This is a genomic window from Brevundimonas subvibrioides (assembly GCF_027271155.1).
In the GTDB taxonomy this organism is placed as follows: Bacteria; Pseudomonadota; Alphaproteobacteria; order Caulobacterales; family Caulobacteraceae; genus Brevundimonas; species Brevundimonas subvibrioides_D.
This window is the reverse complement of the sequence record NZ_CP114542.1, coordinates 2,392,285-2,407,325: the sequence shown is the minus strand read 5'-3', so window position 1 is coordinate 2,407,325 and position 15,041 is coordinate 2,392,285. Positions and strand designations below refer to the sequence as shown.

18 protein-coding genes are annotated in these 15,041 nt (G+C 67.2%); all 18 read left to right on the top strand.

All coding sequences use genetic code 11. The annotated features are described in order from the left end of the window. Positions 1-2 precede the first annotated feature (2 nt). The 18 genes from O3139_RS12190 (at position 3) to O3139_RS12105 (ending at position 15,039) form a co-directional block, all read left to right on the top strand. Entirely contained in the window at positions 3-560 is a 558-nt protein-coding gene (locus O3139_RS12190; RefSeq protein ID WP_269514325.1) for a sigma-70 family RNA polymerase sigma factor, read from the top strand. Continuing rightward, positions 557-1,282 carry an anti-sigma factor gene (locus O3139_RS12185; RefSeq protein WP_269514324.1) on the top strand — a complete coding sequence of 242 codons (726 nt, stop codon included), beginning with the start codon at positions 557-559 and terminating at the stop codon, positions 1,280-1,282. Before O3139_RS12190 ends, O3139_RS12185 begins: the two co-directional genes overlap by 4 nt. A 366-nt stretch (positions 1,283-1,648) precedes the next feature. After that, on the top strand, positions 1,649-3,106 hold the full coding sequence (locus tag O3139_RS12180) for a DUF2793 domain-containing protein (RefSeq protein WP_269514323.1): 1,458 nt from the start codon (positions 1,649-1,651) through the stop codon (positions 3,104-3,106). 4 nt (positions 3,107-3,110) lie between these two features. Then, a complete protein-coding gene (locus O3139_RS12175) occupies positions 3,111-3,272 on the top strand; it encodes a hypothetical protein (RefSeq protein ID WP_269514322.1) in 162 nt (53 codons plus the stop codon). Further along, a complete protein-coding gene (locus O3139_RS12170) occupies positions 3,265-3,531 on the top strand; it encodes a hypothetical protein (RefSeq protein ID WP_269514321.1) in 267 nt (88 codons plus the stop codon). The genes O3139_RS12175 and O3139_RS12170 overlap by 8 nt, the downstream gene beginning before the upstream one ends. Next, on the top strand, positions 3,528-3,911 hold the full coding sequence (locus O3139_RS12165) for a M15 family metallopeptidase (protein ID WP_269514320.1): 384 nt from the start codon (positions 3,528-3,530) through the stop codon (positions 3,909-3,911). The genes O3139_RS12170 and O3139_RS12165 overlap by 4 nt, the downstream gene beginning before the upstream one ends. Next, a complete protein-coding gene (locus O3139_RS12160) occupies positions 3,908-4,363 on the top strand; it encodes a hypothetical protein (RefSeq protein ID WP_269514319.1) in 456 nt (151 codons plus the stop codon). Before O3139_RS12165 ends, O3139_RS12160 begins: the two co-directional genes overlap by 4 nt. Before the next feature lie 465 nt (positions 4,364-4,828). Beyond that, on the top strand, positions 4,829-5,653 hold the full coding sequence (locus O3139_RS12155) for a flagellin (protein ID WP_269514318.1): 825 nt from the start codon (positions 4,829-4,831) through the stop codon (positions 5,651-5,653). 81 nt (positions 5,654-5,734) lie between these two features. Then, a complete protein-coding gene (locus tag O3139_RS12150; RefSeq protein ID WP_269514317.1) occupies positions 5,735-6,019 on the top strand; it encodes a flagellar protein FlaG in 285 nt (94 codons plus the stop codon). A 138-nt stretch (positions 6,020-6,157) separates the two neighbouring features. Then, positions 6,158-6,988 (top strand): flagellin, encoded by an 831-nt coding sequence (locus O3139_RS12145; protein ID WP_269514316.1) that lies wholly within the window; start codon positions 6,158-6,160, stop codon positions 6,986-6,988. A 241-nt stretch (positions 6,989-7,229) separates the two neighbouring features. Then, positions 7,230-10,049, top strand: a complete 2,820-nt coding sequence (locus O3139_RS12140; protein ID WP_269514315.1) for a transcriptional regulator — start codon at positions 7,230-7,232, stop codon at positions 10,047-10,049. Positions 10,050-10,135: 86 nt separating this feature from the next. Further along, complete coding sequence (locus O3139_RS12135; RefSeq protein WP_269514314.1) at positions 10,136-10,837, top strand: hypothetical protein; 702 nt, start codon at positions 10,136-10,138, stop codon at positions 10,835-10,837. Further along, complete coding sequence (locus O3139_RS12130) at positions 10,837-11,268, top strand: hypothetical protein (RefSeq protein ID WP_269514313.1); 432 nt, start codon at positions 10,837-10,839, stop codon at positions 11,266-11,268. The genes O3139_RS12135 and O3139_RS12130 overlap by 1 nt, the downstream gene beginning before the upstream one ends. A 77-nt stretch (positions 11,269-11,345) precedes the next feature. Beyond that, positions 11,346-11,834, top strand: a complete 489-nt coding sequence (ssb, locus tag O3139_RS12125) for a single-stranded DNA-binding protein (RefSeq protein WP_269514311.1) — start codon at positions 11,346-11,348, stop codon at positions 11,832-11,834. Between the two features lie 8 nt (positions 11,835-11,842). Then, a complete protein-coding gene (locus O3139_RS12120; protein ID WP_269514310.1) occupies positions 11,843-12,295 on the top strand; it encodes a thiol-disulfide oxidoreductase DCC family protein in 453 nt (150 codons plus the stop codon). Continuing rightward, entirely contained in the window at positions 12,292-13,590 is a 1,299-nt protein-coding gene (locus O3139_RS12115; RefSeq protein WP_269514309.1) for an SDR family oxidoreductase, read from the top strand. The genes O3139_RS12120 and O3139_RS12115 overlap by 4 nt, the downstream gene beginning before the upstream one ends. A 7-nt stretch (positions 13,591-13,597) precedes the next feature. Then, entirely contained in the window at positions 13,598-14,068 is a 471-nt protein-coding gene (locus tag O3139_RS12110) for a DUF2269 family protein (protein WP_269514308.1), read from the top strand. A 62-nt stretch (positions 14,069-14,130) separates the two neighbouring features. After that, positions 14,131-15,039 (top strand): DMT family transporter, encoded by a 909-nt coding sequence (locus O3139_RS12105; protein WP_269514307.1) that lies wholly within the window; start codon positions 14,131-14,133, stop codon positions 15,037-15,039. The last annotated feature ends 2 nt before the right edge of the window (positions 15,040-15,041 follow it).

Here is a 15,041-nt window from a genome sequence, read left to right as displayed (position 1 = left end):
CCATGAATGCGATGCTCACGCGCGATGAACTGGCCCTTGCCCTCGGCCGGGCGGGCGAAGGGGATCGGCGCGCCTTCAAGATCGTCTATGAGGCGACCTCCGCGAAGCTGCTGGGCGTTTGCCTGCGTATCTTGGCGGACCGCCAGCTGGCCGAGGACGTCTTGCAGGACACCTATCTTACAGTGTGGAGGAAGGCCTCGACCTTTGACGCGACGCGCGCCAGTCCGATCACCTGGCTGGTGACCATCGCGCGCAACCGCTCGATAGACCGGCTGCGCTCGGCCGCCCCCATGCGGCGCTCGGTGCCGGTCGAGGATGCGCACGACCTGGCCGACGCGGCACCGCTGGCTTCGGACGCGATCGAGACCACCGACGAGGTCGGACGGTTGAACACCTGCCTGGAAACGCTGGAAGACAAGGTCCGCACAGCCATCCGAACCGCCTTTCTGGAGGGCGTCACCTATGATGCCCTGGCCAGCAAGGAGAACGTGCCGCTCGGCACGATGAAGAGCTGGATTCGCAGGGGGCTGTTGAGGCTGAGGAGCTGCCTCGAGACATGACCGACTCACCCATCGATCCCGCCGACCATGACCGCGCCCTGGCTGGTGAGCTCGCCTTGCGCGTTCTGTCCGCCGAAGAGGAACGGGCCGCACGGGCGCGCGAGCGGTCCGACCCTGCCTTCGCCGCCGAGGTGGAGGCCTGGAACGAGCACCTGGCCACCTTTGCCGCCGAGATTGCACCCGTAACGCCATCGTCGGGAGTCTGGCTGCGCGTGGAGTCGGCGATCCAGCCTGTCGCCAACGACAATGGTCGCGTCGCTTTCTGGCGGACCTGGGCCGTGGCCTCGACCGCCCTGCTGGCTGCGAGTGTCGCCGGCGTCGCCATCCTGCTGGCGCGACCCGAGCCCGCGCCGATCGCCCCGTCCGCGCCAGAGGGCGGCGTGACCCGCGTGGCGACCTTGTCCCTGACCGACGGCGGCGCGCCGGCGGTGGCGCTGGCCTATGACACGGCGACCGGAAAGCTGTTCATCGCCCCCATGACCGCGCTCAGCCGGGGGGCGGGCGTGCCTCACCTCTGGCTGGTCAAACCCGAGGGTGGCGTCCAGCTGGTCGGGGCCATCGACGGCTCGGCGACCAGCCGCCGGACCCTGACGGCGCTTCTGGCCGACGAGGCCGGGCATGCCAAAGCCGTGGCGATATCGCTGGAGGCACCGGGCCATACCCCTGCAGCCGACGCGCCCGACGGCCCGGTCGTGGCGACCGGCGACTTGCAGCCGCTCTGACGGCATCCATGTCGCGGCGGGTGCGTAGCTGAATGCGACCGGCTCGTTTCGGTGTCGCCAGATATGAGCGAGGGCATGATTCACGCTTTCGGGTGGACCCACGTCGTGGATCCACCTCAAGCGATCATGCCCTTGCGCGACGCCGAGGGTCCTGACAGCCGCGATCCGGTCCGCGGGGAGGCCACCCAGCCCTTCCATCGGTCTCCCCGCATCTTTCCGGTCCATGTCCGCGACGTCCGGGCCAATTGTCCGCGCTCGCACTGAAAAATCCTGCATTTTCAATCGCCGGCCAGTTTAATGCGGGCCTGAACGCGCCCGGTATCGGCGCTGAACGACACTGATCTCCGTCCCTCAACGGAGATTTCGATGCCTTCCAGCCAGAGTGCCCGCCTGAATCTGCCCTATGTCGCGGCCGGCCAGCTTCAGAAACATGTCACCGTCAACGAGGCCCTGACCCGGCTCGACGGCCTGATCCAGACCGCCGTGATCAGCCGCACGGTCGCGGTCCAGCCCGCCGATCCCAAGGACGGCGACCTCTATATCCTGGCGAACGCGCCCAGGGGTGCGGTCTGGTCGACCTGGAGTGAGGGCGATCTGGTCCGGGCCGAGTTCGGCGGGTGGACCCGCGTGCCGGTCCCGGTCGGAATGATCGCCGTCGTTCTGGATGAGGGTCAGCTGGTGGTCCGCAACGATGCGGGCTGGTCGGTCCCCACGTTCTCGGGCGGTGCGATCCAGCGGCTGACCCGCCTCGGCTTGAACACCCAGGCCGATGCCGCCAATCCCCTGACCGCGCGGATCAACAGCGCCCTGTTCACCGCGCGACCGGTGGCGGAGGGCGGCACAGGCGCACTGCGACTGGTCCTGAACAAGGACGCGGCTCCGGACGTGATGTCAGTCCTGTTCCAGCGCGGCTATTCCGGGCGTGCCGAGCTGGGGCTGATCGGTGACGAAGACCTCAGCCTGAAGGTCAGCGCCGACGGATCGACCTGGCGCGAGGCGTTCCGTGTCGATGCCGATGACGGGCGTGTGGCCTTTCCGGCGGGCGCAATGCGGGTCGAGGCCAGCCTTCTTACCCGTTCATCCAGCTACACGCCGCCGGCCTGGGCACGGATGCTGACGATCACGGCGGTCGGCGGCGGGGGCGGCGGGGGTGCCGGAGCGTTCGCAGCTTCGGGCGAGCGGTTCGGTGGCGGGGGTGGAGCCGGCGGTGGTCTCAGCGTCCTTCGTTGCAGCACGGCGGACCTGCCGGGCAGTCTGGGGATTGCCATCGGCGCGGGCGGAGCAGGCGGCGCGGACGGTCAGGCGACGACCGTCTCGGCCTCGAGTCTTGTCATTCTGACCGCGCGCGGTGGCGGAGCGGGCGTCCCGGGCGCCGCCGGCGGGAGCGGGGGACAGCGAGGTCTCGGACTGATCGCATCGAACGCCGGGGGCGCATCCTCGACCACCGGCGCGGCACAGGCGGGTCAAGGCCTGTCCGGGCCCGGAGCCCCGGGCGGTGGCGGCGGCGGCGGTGCTCTCAACACCGCCGGGACCATCCGGGCATCGGGCACGGGCGGAGACGGTTCAGTACTGCTGAAGCTTTCGCCCGGTGGGGCCGCCGGGAACGGTGCGGGTGCCTCGGGCAGCGCCGCGCCCACGCCGGCCATCGCCCTGGGCGGTGGAGGGGGCGGGGGCGGGGCGGCCTCTGCCTCGGCAGCGGGGTTCGCAGGCGGAAACGGCGGGACGTTCGGCAGCGGGGGTGGGGGCGGCGGCGCGGGCGTCACCGCCGGCGGCGCGGGTGGAACAGGCGCGGCCGGGGCCGTGCTGATCCTCGCCGAGGGGTGACGACATGCGCCGCCCCCAAACCCCAGAGCCTGACGAGCCGGAACTGCTCGATGCCGAGGCGTGGGATCTGCCGCGCCGCATGACCCGTCGCGAGGGCGCGATGGCGGCCGGTCCGGACTGGCGCTGGACCCAACCCCATTTTGAAAAGGACGAGCACGATGAGTGAACCCGAACGACCGCCCCTGGCCGAGGGCCAATGGCTGTGGCGCAGGCTGTATGTCTTTCTGGCCAGTTGCGCGCTGTGGCGGCTGCTGGCGGACGCCGTCGGCAGGACCGAACCCCGGTCCCTGCCCGCCGTGGCCAGCGGGCTGATGACCCTGCTTGCCCTGATGCTGGTCGTCTATCTCGTCGCGCCGACGGCTCAGCAACTGGTGGTACTGATGGCCAATCTGCGCATCCGTCTGACGCAGGGTGGCGCACGATGAGCTTTCGACTGTCGAGCCGGTCGCACGCGCGGCTGAAGGGGGTTCATCCGGCCCTGGTCGGTATCGTCGAGGCGGCGATCCTGACCAGCCCGATCGACTTCATGGTGACCGAGGGAATGCGCAGCCCGGCGCGGCAGGCGGCCCTGGTCAAGGCCGGCGCCAGCCGGACCCTGAACTCGCGCCACATCACCGGCCACGCGGTCGATCTGGCGGCGGTGGTCGAGGGCCAGATCCGCTGGGACTGGCCGCTGTATCCGCGCATCGCGGCGCACATCAAGGCGACGGCGATGACCAGGGGTGTGGCCCTCGTGTGGGGCGGCGACTGGCCGCGCCTGCGCGACGGTCCGCATTTCGAGCTGGATCGAAAGGTGTTTCCATGACCCCGAACCTCCTCGGCCCGGCGCTGAGAACGCTGACCCCGCTCGGGCTGATCACAGGGATTGTGGCCCTTGTCGCGGCGCTCGGTCTGGTCCTGGGCGGGCTCGGCTTTCGCTGGGACCCGCTCGACCTGTCTCGACGACGCGCCGAAGCGTCCGAGGCCGTGGCCGCGCGCGCCCGGGCCGACGCAGATGCGCGCTCCGTAGAGGCAGAGGGTCAGGCCGGTCAGATCGCTCGCCTCGATGCCTCCCTTCAGACCGCGCGGTCGCTGGATCGCGCCACGACCCTGGCCATTCAGGATGCGAGAACCGCCGATGATGCCGACCAACCCCTTGCGACCGATCGCGCTGATCGCTTGCGCGACCATGATCGCGAGCTGTGCCGGATTGCGCCCGACCTCGTCGGTTGCGCCGCCGCGCCTGACCCTGCCGCAGCTGGCGAGCCGACCATGTGACCTTTACCGGCTGCCCGATGATCCGGGGACCATCGATCTCGAGGTCGGCTACTTGACGCGGGGCCGTCAGATCGTCGAATGCGATCTGGCCCGACGACTGGCGGTCGAGACCTTGCTGGCCGAACGCGAGGCTATCGACAGGTCGCGTGCGAGGCCGAGGCCATCGTTCCTGGTTCGGGCCTTCGGGCGAGCCGGATCACCCTGAGGCCCTCGGTCCGGCATCGCGAGCCGCAGTGACCCGGCAAATTCTGCCCGGCACCCGGCATTTCCTGCCGCCGGAAGCCACTTGCGGCACATTCTGCCGGGTCACGGCCATGGGTGAGAAAAATTAATGCAGGTTTTTCAGATGCATGGCTTTGACGCGATTTTCACATTCGTGGCCCGACGATTGCTTCCAAGAGCCCGAGCAAAATGCTCCCGACGGTCAAAACGACGGTCGGACACCTTGAAAAAAGGACTTTCGTCATGCCTGTAAACAGCGTGAACACGAACTCGGGCGCCTATACCGCCCTCCAGAATCTGAACGCCACGAACCGCGACCTGGATACCGTCCAGAGCCGGATCAACACTGGCAAGAAGATCAACAACGCAAAAGACAACGGCGCAATCTGGGCTATCGCCCAGACCCAGCGCTCTGAAGTCACCGCCCTGAATACCGTCAAGGAAAGCCTGGCGCGTGGTTCTTCGGCCGTCGACGTCGGCCTCGCGGCCGGTGAGTCGGTCTCTGACCTTCTGGTCCAGATGAAAGACAAGGCCCTGGCCGCGACCGACAAGTCGCTGTCCACGGCATCGCGCAACGCCCTGAACGAGGATTTCAAGGCGCTCCGAGATCAGATCACCACCGTGGTCACCAACGCCACGTTCAACGGCGTGAACATGCTCAGTTCCACGACCGGCTTCAGCGCCCTGGCCAACTCGTCCGGCACCTCCACGCGCGTCAAGGGTGAAATCCTGTCGCTGGGCGGTGCCAATGTGACCGTGGCTGCGGGCACCACCATCGGCACCGCGACCCTGGCCACCACGGCCCTGGGTCTGGTCAACGCCTCGATCGACAAGGTCTCCGCTTCCCTGGCTCGCCTGGGGACCGGTGCCAAGGCGTTCGAAACCCACTCGACGTTCGTCAGCAAGCTGTCGGACGCCCTGGAGAACGGCGTTGGCAACCTGGTCGATGCGGATCTGGCGAAGGAAAGCGCACGACTGCAGTCGCTGCAAACCAAGCAACAGCTGGGTGTGCAGGCTCTGTCGATCGCTTCCCAGTCGTCTTCGACGCTGCTCGGCCTGTTCCGATAGGCAAACAGGCGGAAGGGCGGGGCATGGTGCCCCGCCCGACCGCTCTTTCAGGAGCCGCCGGCCTTACCGGCGTGAGGAGCTATGGAAACCAATGCGAAGCTGACCGTCGTCCCCACAGTCGTCGCCGCCCCGTCGTCAACGACGCCGGGCGGAGATTTCCAGCAGGGACGCGCCGCGGATGACGCCACACGGGCCGCGCGGTACCGCCTGATCATCGAGGAAGGCTCTTCCAAGGGGACCTTCGTCTACAAGACCCTGGACAGCGAGACCGGAAAGGTCGTGCGCCAGTTCCCTCGCGAACAGGTGCTGAAGATGTCCGAAAGCGGCGGCTACACGGCGGGTGGTCTGATCGACACCAGCGCCTGATTTTCGGGCGTCAGGCAAACACATCTACACCGCGCGGGCTCTCCCGACGCGGGCGATTTCGGTTGTGAAACGCCGTTAACCATACGCTCACAGTTCTCGCAGTAGCCTTGCGGCCAACATCCCGGGGCTAGAAGACCTATGAGCAACAGCGTTCACACCAATGCCGCAGCCGCCACCGCGCTGCAGAACCTGGCTCGCACCAACGACAACCTGACCAGCGTACAGAACCGCGTGTCCACGGGGCTGAGGGTCCAGGGGGCCAAGGACAACTCCTCCATCTGGGCCATCGCCCAGAGCCAGCGTGCCGATGTCGGGGCGCTTGCGGCCGTGAAGCAAAGCCTCGATCGCGCCACCTCGATCGCCGATGTCGCCCTTTCGGCCGGCGAATCAGTCTCTGATCTCCTGAATCAGATGAAGGAAAAGGTCGTAGCGGCCAAGGACGTCTCACTCAGCACCCAGTCGCGGTCCTTGCTGAACTCGGATTTCAAGGCCCTGCTGCGCGCGATCAAGTCGGCGGTCGAGAACGCCTCCTTCGACGGCGGCAACATTCTGAACGGCGTTCTGACCAACGGAATCAGGTTCCTGGCCAATGCCGACGCGACGTCCTACGTCACACTGTCGGGCAAGAATCTGACGCTGTCGGGCACGATCATCTCGCTGGGGCTGTCCGACAGCCTGCTGACGCTCACAGGCGCCACCACGGCCCTCAACAAGCTGGACAACTCCATCACGGCGCTGAACGCGGCGATGGGCGACATCGGGTCCCAGGCGAAGCAGATCACGGCGCACAGCACCTTCGTGACCAAGCTCAGCGATACTGTGGAAAGCGGGATCGGCAATCTGGTGGACGCCGATCTGGCCAAGGAAAGCGCTCGCCTGCAGGCCCTGCAGGTTCAGCAGCAGCTCGGTGCCCAAGCCCTGTCGATCGCCAACCAGGCGCCGCAGATCATCCTGTCGCTGTTCCAGTAAGTCTCAACCGAATCGTCGGCTCGTATGGCCAATGACGACAGGGGCGGGGCGCTGGCGGGGCATATTGGCGCGTTCGCCGAAGCCGTAAAGCGCAAGCAGGGACTGAATAAGCGACTTCGGAAACATCATCGTCTTGCTCCTGTCTGGCAGGATCACAACACGATTCGCAGACCTTCGTTCCTGACCCGGATGTTAATGGAACGTTGATCCCGTTCTGCGAGAGTGGAGGCAGGAGGTTCGCGTGGCGGTGAATAGCGGCTATCTGCTTGGACTGTACGGGGGAAGCTACGACCCCGCTCAGTCGGCTGCCCTGACGAAATCGGTCGCCAAGAAGGCCCAGCCCACCGCTCCGTGGAGCACGGCGGCGCAGGCGACGGCGCCCAAGGCCGATGCTCTGGTCCGCCAGGCGATGGGCGGTCGTGCGTTCGTCAACGAAGATGCCGCCCAGCTGGATGTGAAGGGCGCATCCGCCGACTACAAGAAGCTTTTCGCCCTCTATCAGGGCCTCGATACCCTCAATGCCCTCGCCAACCGGGCGACCACCAAGGGGCTGTCTCCGACCGACCTTGCCCTGGTTCAGAAGCGGTTCGCAGCCGGGATGGAAGAAATCGGCACCTATCTGAAGAAGGCTGATTTCGAGGCGTTGCGTCTGGTTCAGGGCACCTCGACCAGCCTGTCGAAGACGACGGCCGCCGTGCCGAGGGACAGCGCCAACTCCATCACCGGGCCGGTCCACGAAGGTACGCTGGATACGCCCGTGGCCGCCTTCGCCGGAGACACGCGGTTCAGCATCACGATCAAGGTGCCCTCCGGTCAGTCGACGACGACGACCAGCATCGCTATCGACCTGTCCGAACTGGGTTCCACGCCGCGCACCCTGGATGCGGTGACCGGTTTCATCAACGGCAAGCTGCAGGCCGCCGGGTTCCAGACCCGCGTCGGTCGCGACCAGATCAAGGCGGAACCCAAGACCATCACCGTCAACGGGAAGCCCGTCACCCTGCCGGCCGGGCCGGACAAATGGGCTCTGGCGATCCGGGGGACCTCGACCGAGACCGTCGGCTTCACCGCGCCCGACACCTCCGACGCCGTCTATGTCGTCCAATCGGCAGGCGCGGCGGCCCAGACCACCACCACGACGGTCAATGGCGTCAAGACCACCAAGACAACCGTACCCGCCAGCCTGGTCAATCAACTGCTCAAGTTCCAGAGCGATGGCGGGACTGCTGCCATGCCCACGGGCGGCAATGTCGGCGAGACCCACTGGGTCGACGGTCGGCTGTCGCAGGAAAAGCTGCCGGACGAAGTCAAGACGGTTCGGGCCAGCGCCGTGGGGCCGGATGGATCACTATGGCTGGTGGCAGATGTCGAATCCGGACCCACCAACCAGCCGATCAAGGGCAGCCAGGACGTGGCGCTGCTGAAATACGATACCGCCGGGCGACTGGTCGCGACGCGGACGCTGGGCGCGGCGTCGACCGCCAGCGGATTTGCCCTGGCCGTCGACGCCGACGGCACTGTCGCCGTGGCCGGTTCGGTCACGGGATCGCTCAACACCTCGACCACCGATGCGGGCAAGACAGGAGAGGTGGCGACCGTCGCTGACAGCTTCGTCACCGTGTTCGACAAGGACGGACAGGAACAGTGGACCCAGCGCCGGGGCGCGCGCGCCGCCGACGAGGCCACCAGCGTCGCCTTCGGAGCCAATGGCGTGGTCTATATCGGCGGTCGGGCCAAGTCAGCGATGACAGGCTCGAGCCCCGTCGGGGGTTGGGACGGCTATGTCCAGGCCTTCAAGGCCGGTGAGCCCTATCCAACGGCTGGCATCGTCGCCAAGACCATCGGACAGGCCCAGTTCGGAACCGGTTCCGACGACGGCGTGGACGCCGTGACTGTCGACGGATCGAACCTCTATACCGCCGGGGTCGAGAACGGCCGGGCCGTCGTGCGGCGCTTCAGCCTGGACGCAGCGGGTGTACCCACCCTGGCCTCGACGCGGGACCTGGGGGCGATCGCGGGCGAGATCGCCGGGCTGTCGGTTTCGAACGGCAAGGTTATCCTGACCGGCAGCAGTCGCGACAGCGGCCTTTCCGCCGGGACCACGACCCGGGCAAACTCCGGCGGCAAGGACGTCTTCGTCGCCGCCCTGTCCACCAACCTGGTTGCCGCGGGCACCGATCGGCTGACCTGGTATGGCCAGGCAGGCGAGGATTCTGCTGCCGATGTGAAGGTGGTGGATGGCAAGGTCTGGGTCACCGGGATCGCCAACCGCGCGGTGGATGCCAAGGACACCGACCCCACCAAAGCCTATCTGACCCGGCTCAACCCCCTGACGGGCGCGGTGGAATACACGCGGACCTGGTCGGGCGAGGCCGATCAGGCCAAGCCGATGACCCTGGCCGTGGCCACGAACGGGGCGAGCGTGCTGGACCGGCTCGGGCTGCCACAGGGCGAGATCGATCAGTCGGACTCCAAGCTGCTGACCGCCGCGACCTCCGTGCGCGTCGGCGACCGGTTTTACATCAGCCCGGCGGACGGAGGCCGTGCCACGGCCGTCACCATCGACGCCAAGGACACCCTGGCAACCCTGGCCCGCAAGATCAGCGTGGCCTCGGCCGGCAAGCTGAAGGTCACCATCGCCTCGGAGGGAGGCGCGGCCACCGGCAAGGACGGCGAGACGACCACCACGACCGGCGGTCTGCAACGGCTGTCCATCACGGCCAAGGACGGCAAGACCGGTGCGGTGCTGACCTCGGGCGAGACCGGGCGCGACGCCCTGCTGGGTCTCGGGCTTTCGTCCGGGTACATCGGGGTGGCGGCGGGGGACACCAAGACCAGGACCTTTGGTCTCGGCCTGCCCTCCAACCTGACCCTGTCGAACGCCGATGCGATCAAGGCGGCCGGGGAAAAGCTGCAGGGCGCCCTGAAGGCGGTTCGCGACGCCTATCGCGGCCTGGCCCCGCAGGACACGAGCGCGTCTGCCAAGGGCGCGGTCCCTGCCTATCTGACCAGCCAGATTTCAAACTATCAGGCCGCGCTTTCGCGTCTCACCGGTTCCTGAGGACAGGCGGCCTTCGCGGTTGACGCATGGGGGGCGCGCGGGGTTATTGAGCCCTGACGCTTTCGCCGCCCCGAGTGCCCCGGACCATGCAGCTTCCCAACGACAATCGGGTGATCCTGGCCATCGGCGCCGGCGTGGCGATCCTGGCCGCGATCGTGCTGGCCCTGATCTTCGGCGGCAAGAAGGATCAGACCCAGGCTCCACCCGTGGACAGGCCGGCCGGCCTTCAGGTCGATCTGGCCGATGCCCCGTCGCTGGAGCCGACGCGCGAACTGCGCTGTTTTGTCGACGGTCAGTTCGTCGGCATGGCGACCCTGGCCGACTGTGCCCGGCGCAATGGACTGGCCACAGACGGTCTGGATGTCGGCCTGGACGCCAGCGGAAATCTGGCGGCGGCCCCGACGGCGTCGTTCGCGCCGCCGCCGGAGCTGCCGACGTCGGAAGTCGCGGACCTGAACGACGGGCTCGACACGCCCGATGCGAGCCCGCCCGGGAAACCCGGCAGCCAGCCGCAGCGCGAGCCGCAGGTTCAGCGCGCGTCGGGCGCACCCTGCCTGCGCTACACGGGTTCGGAATGGCGCCAGATCTCGACCGACATGAGTCTGGGCCAGTGCGTCCAGGCGCTCTACGCCGGCACCTGCGTTTCGCCCGGAGACGCCCAGTATGGCCAGCACGGCAGCCTGACGCTGCGTCTGGTGCCGCGTCGGGTCGAACAGTCCACTGACAACACCCGGTTCCGCATCCTGGCCGACCAGGACCGGAACTGCCAGTTTCCGGGCTTGAACTGATGCGCGCGATCGTCCCCGTCCTGCTTCTTTCCGCCTTCGCCGCGACCGGCTGCGCCGAGAAGCTGAAGGCACCGTATGACAAGGGCGTCTGCTATGCCCTGGGCACGCCCGAGGGCCAGGATCCCCAGTTCAATGTCGTGGCCCGCGATCAGCCGGCGATCGAATACTGCGCCGCGCGTCTCGAAGAGATGCGGGCCCGGTTCCTGGGCATGGGCGGCAACAAGCGTGAGGTGATCGGGTCCTATCAGGGCCGTTTCATCTTCGTCGATGGACGCGGGGTGTCCTATGGCAAGTCGCTGGACGGAATCCGTTTCTTCGCCCTGGCCCGCACGGGCGACGGTCGCCTGGCGGTGCCCCAGGCGATCGAGCGCGAGACCAACGGCCTCAGCATCATCGAGGAAGCGGCTCCGCCCACACCTCCGGCGGGCTAGAACGAAACCGGAACACGTGTTAACGATCGCGACGGGCAGACCCGCGCGGTCGAGATTTCAGAAAGAGAACCAAGCTCATGGCGGGAAGCGTCAACAAGGTCATCCTGGTCGGCAATCTGGGGCGCGACCCCGAAATCCGGTCGATGCCGAACGGCGACCGGATCGCCAATATGTCGATCGCCACGTCGGAGACCTGGCGCGACAAGTCCTCGGGCGAGAAGAAGGAAAAGACCGAATGGCACCGGGTCTCGATCTTCAACGATAACATCGTCAAGGTCGTTGAAAATTATGTGAAAAAAGGCACTACCGTCTATATCGAGGGCCAGCTGCAGACCCGGAAATGGACCGACAAGGACGGTGTCGAGAAGTACACGACAGAGGTCATCGTCGGCCGGTTCAACGGCCAGCTGACCCTGCTGGGCGGCCGGGACGGGGGCGGGGCCTCGCAAGGCGGCGGGGGTCGCGGCGGCGACGACGACTATTCGTCCGGCTTCTCCACCGGCGGAGCGAACAAGCCCAGCGGCCCGCGGGAAAGCTACGACCTGAACGACGACATTCCGTTTTAGGGTGCGTCGTGGCGACTGCGCCCTACAGCTATCGGGTGGACCCGTCCGTACCGCCGTTTCCCGATGATCGGGCAGTCGTGGTGTTCGATGGCGATTGTGCCATGTGTTCCGGGTCGGCGCGCATGATCCTGCGTCGGGATCGTCGAGATCGCTTTCGGGTGCTGGCCGCGCAATCCCCCCTGGGCCGGGCGCTCTACCGCCACTACCGACTGGACGACGGAGACCTGTCGACCTTCATCCTGATCGAGAACGGAAAAGCGCTCTTCAAGTCGGACGCTGCCATCCGGGTGGCGGAACAGCTCGGCGGTCTGAATACGCTGGCGGGTCTGCTACGCATCGTTCCGCCCGGCCTTCGTGACGCAGCCTATGACTGGGTCGCGCGCAACCGGCTCCGGTTCTTGCGGCGTCGGCCCGTCTGCATCCTCCTGCCGGAGGTGGATCCGGGACGAATTCTGGGATGAGGCGGGTGCTGGTTCTCGGGGCCAATGGCTTCATCGGGGCGCATGTCGCAGCGGCCCTCGCCTCGGCGGGATGGAGTGTCAGGGCCGGAGCGCGCGATCCGGAACGTGCGGCGCGCCGGGCCCCCGCGCATGAGTGGATCCGGACTGACTTCGCCCATCTGACGCGGGCGTCCGACTGGGTCGAAAGCCTTCGTGACGTCGCGGCCGTGGTCAACTGCGTCGGCGTGCTTCAGGACGGCGCGGGAGACAGTACAGCGATCGCGCATGTCGAGGGCCCGCGTGCGCTGATAGCGGCCTGCGAGGTCGCGGGGGTGGAGCGCGTCGTCCACATATCGGCCGTGGGGGCCGACGACTCTGTCGGAACAGCCTATGCGCGATCCAAGGCCGAGACGGAGCGCCTGTTCGCGGCAAGCGCACTGGATTGGTTGATCCTGCGGCCGTCGCTGGTGATCGGGCGGGGGGCGTTCGGTGGAACCGGACTGATCCGCGCCCTGGCGGCGCTGCCCCTTGCGATTCCTGTCATCGGCGGCGAACAGAGGTTTCGCCCCGTTGCCATGCAGGATCTGTGCGCTGCCGTCGTTGCCGGGTTGGCTGCGGACGCGCCCTTTCGTCGAACGCTCGATATCGCCGGACCGCAAAGCCTCACCCTGGCCGGGATTCTGCGGCTGTATCGCGGCTGGCTGGGGCTCGCACCGGCCCCGATCGTGCGCATTCCGGCCGCTGTGGCTGCGCCGGTTCTGGTCCTCGGCAACCTCGCCGGCCGCCTCGGCTGGCCGTCTCCGCTTCGAACAACCGCGCTGCGCCAGATGGAGTATGGCGTCGAGGGAGATGCCGACACCTGGGTCCAGACCCTCGGTATCCAGCCCCTGACCCTGTCCGACCAGCTGTCGCGCGAGCCTGCCTCGGTCCAGGATGTGTGGCATGCGCGGCTTTGGTTCGTCCGCCCGGTGGCGGTTGCCACGCTCAGTCTGTTCTGGGCGCTGACGGGCATCATCAGCTTTGGACCCGGCTGGCGAGCGGCCCTGGCTGTTCTGGCCGAGGGTGGCTATGGCGATGCTGCCGGACCAATCGCATGGTTCGGGGCCCTGCTGGACGTGGTGCTGGGACTGGCGCTTCTGGTGCGGCCATGGACGGCGCGGGTCGCGATGGTGATGACGTTCAGCACCCTGGTCTATCTGATCGCGGGGACGATCAGTCTGCCGCAGTACTGGATCGACCCTCTGGGTCCGTGGCTCAAGGTTCTGCCGATGATGGCCCTGTGCTTGTTCGTCGCCGCCACCGACGCCCGGCGGTGAACCGCAGATGACCCTCTACTGGCTCGTCAAACTGATCCACATCCTGTCGGGGGCCGTCCTGTTCGGAACCGGCATGGGCATCGCCTTTTTCATGGTTTGGGCCAACCGGTCCCGGGATGCATCGACCATCGCGCCCGTCGCCCGTATCGTGGTCGTTGCAGACATGATCTTCACCGCCACGGCCGTGGTCGTCCAGCCACTGAGTGGCCTGTGGTTGATCCAGATTCAGGGCTACAGCCTGTCCGAGCCCTGGCTGGTCGCGGCCTATGGGCTTTATGCGATCACGGGTCTGTTCTGGTTGCCGGTGGTCTGGATACAGGTCCGGCTCGCACGGCTGGCCGAGGAAGCGGCGTCGCAGGGCACACGCCTGTCCGCGACCTACGGCCGTCTGTACCGGATCTGGTTCGCCATGGGGTTTCCGGCCTTTGTGGCCGTGATCGGCATCTACGGCCTGATGGTCGCCAGACCGGTGTTCTGACCGAAACGCCCTGTCACCTGGTGTGACGCGCCCTGGTGCCCCCACTGTGCGATAGGCCTTGTGTGCCCGTGATTCCCGACAAGCCCCACAGCCCGCTGACCCTGATGGAGATCGGCGCGATCGTCGCCATCGTGGTGATCTGGGGGGCGAACAATGCAGCGGCCAAGGTGGCGACCGACGTCCTGCCGCCGCTCCTGACGGGTGCGCTGCGGTTCGCCATCGCCTCGGTCTGCCTGATCCCGTTCGTGCGGCCGCCGTTTCCGAACTGGAAAAGCCTGCTGCTGATCGTGGTGATCGGAGGGCCGCTTCACTATGGCCTGTTGTACCTGGGGTTTTCGCTGGCCGAGGATGTCAGCCCGGTGTCGGTGGCCTCGCAGCTGTGGATTCCGTTCACCGCCGTGTTCGCCTTCCTGCTGCTCGGCGAGCGGCTGTCGAGGGCGGCCCTGGCGGGGCTGGTCGTGGCGTTCGCCGGCGTGGTCTGGATGACGGCCGATCCGCACGCCCTGCATGACTGGCCGGCCATTCTGATCGTCGCGGCCGCCAGCGCCTGCTGGGCCGTGACCACGGTGATCGCCCGGCGCACGACCTCTATCCCGCCCCTGAAGATGCAGGGGCTGCTGGCCCTGTTCGCCCTGCCGACCCTGGCCTTCGGCTCCGCCTTCACCGAGCACGGCCAGGTCGAGGCCGTCCGGGCGGCGACGCCGCTGATCTGGATCTGCCTGCTTTGGGCCGGGATCGTGTCGTCGGTGTTCGCCACCTCGATGGTCTTCTGGCTGGTGCAGAAGCGCGAGGCCGGGCGGGTGACGCCCTATTTCCTCGCCACCCCGGTGGTGTCCATCGCCATCGGCTGGGGTTTCCTGGGCGACGTCCTGACCCCGCAGATCCTGGCTGGTTCCGCCCTGACCATGGGCGGAGTCGCGGTCGTGGCCCTGGCGGAGCGGGGGCTGCGCGCCGGTGCCGCCAAGGCCTGACG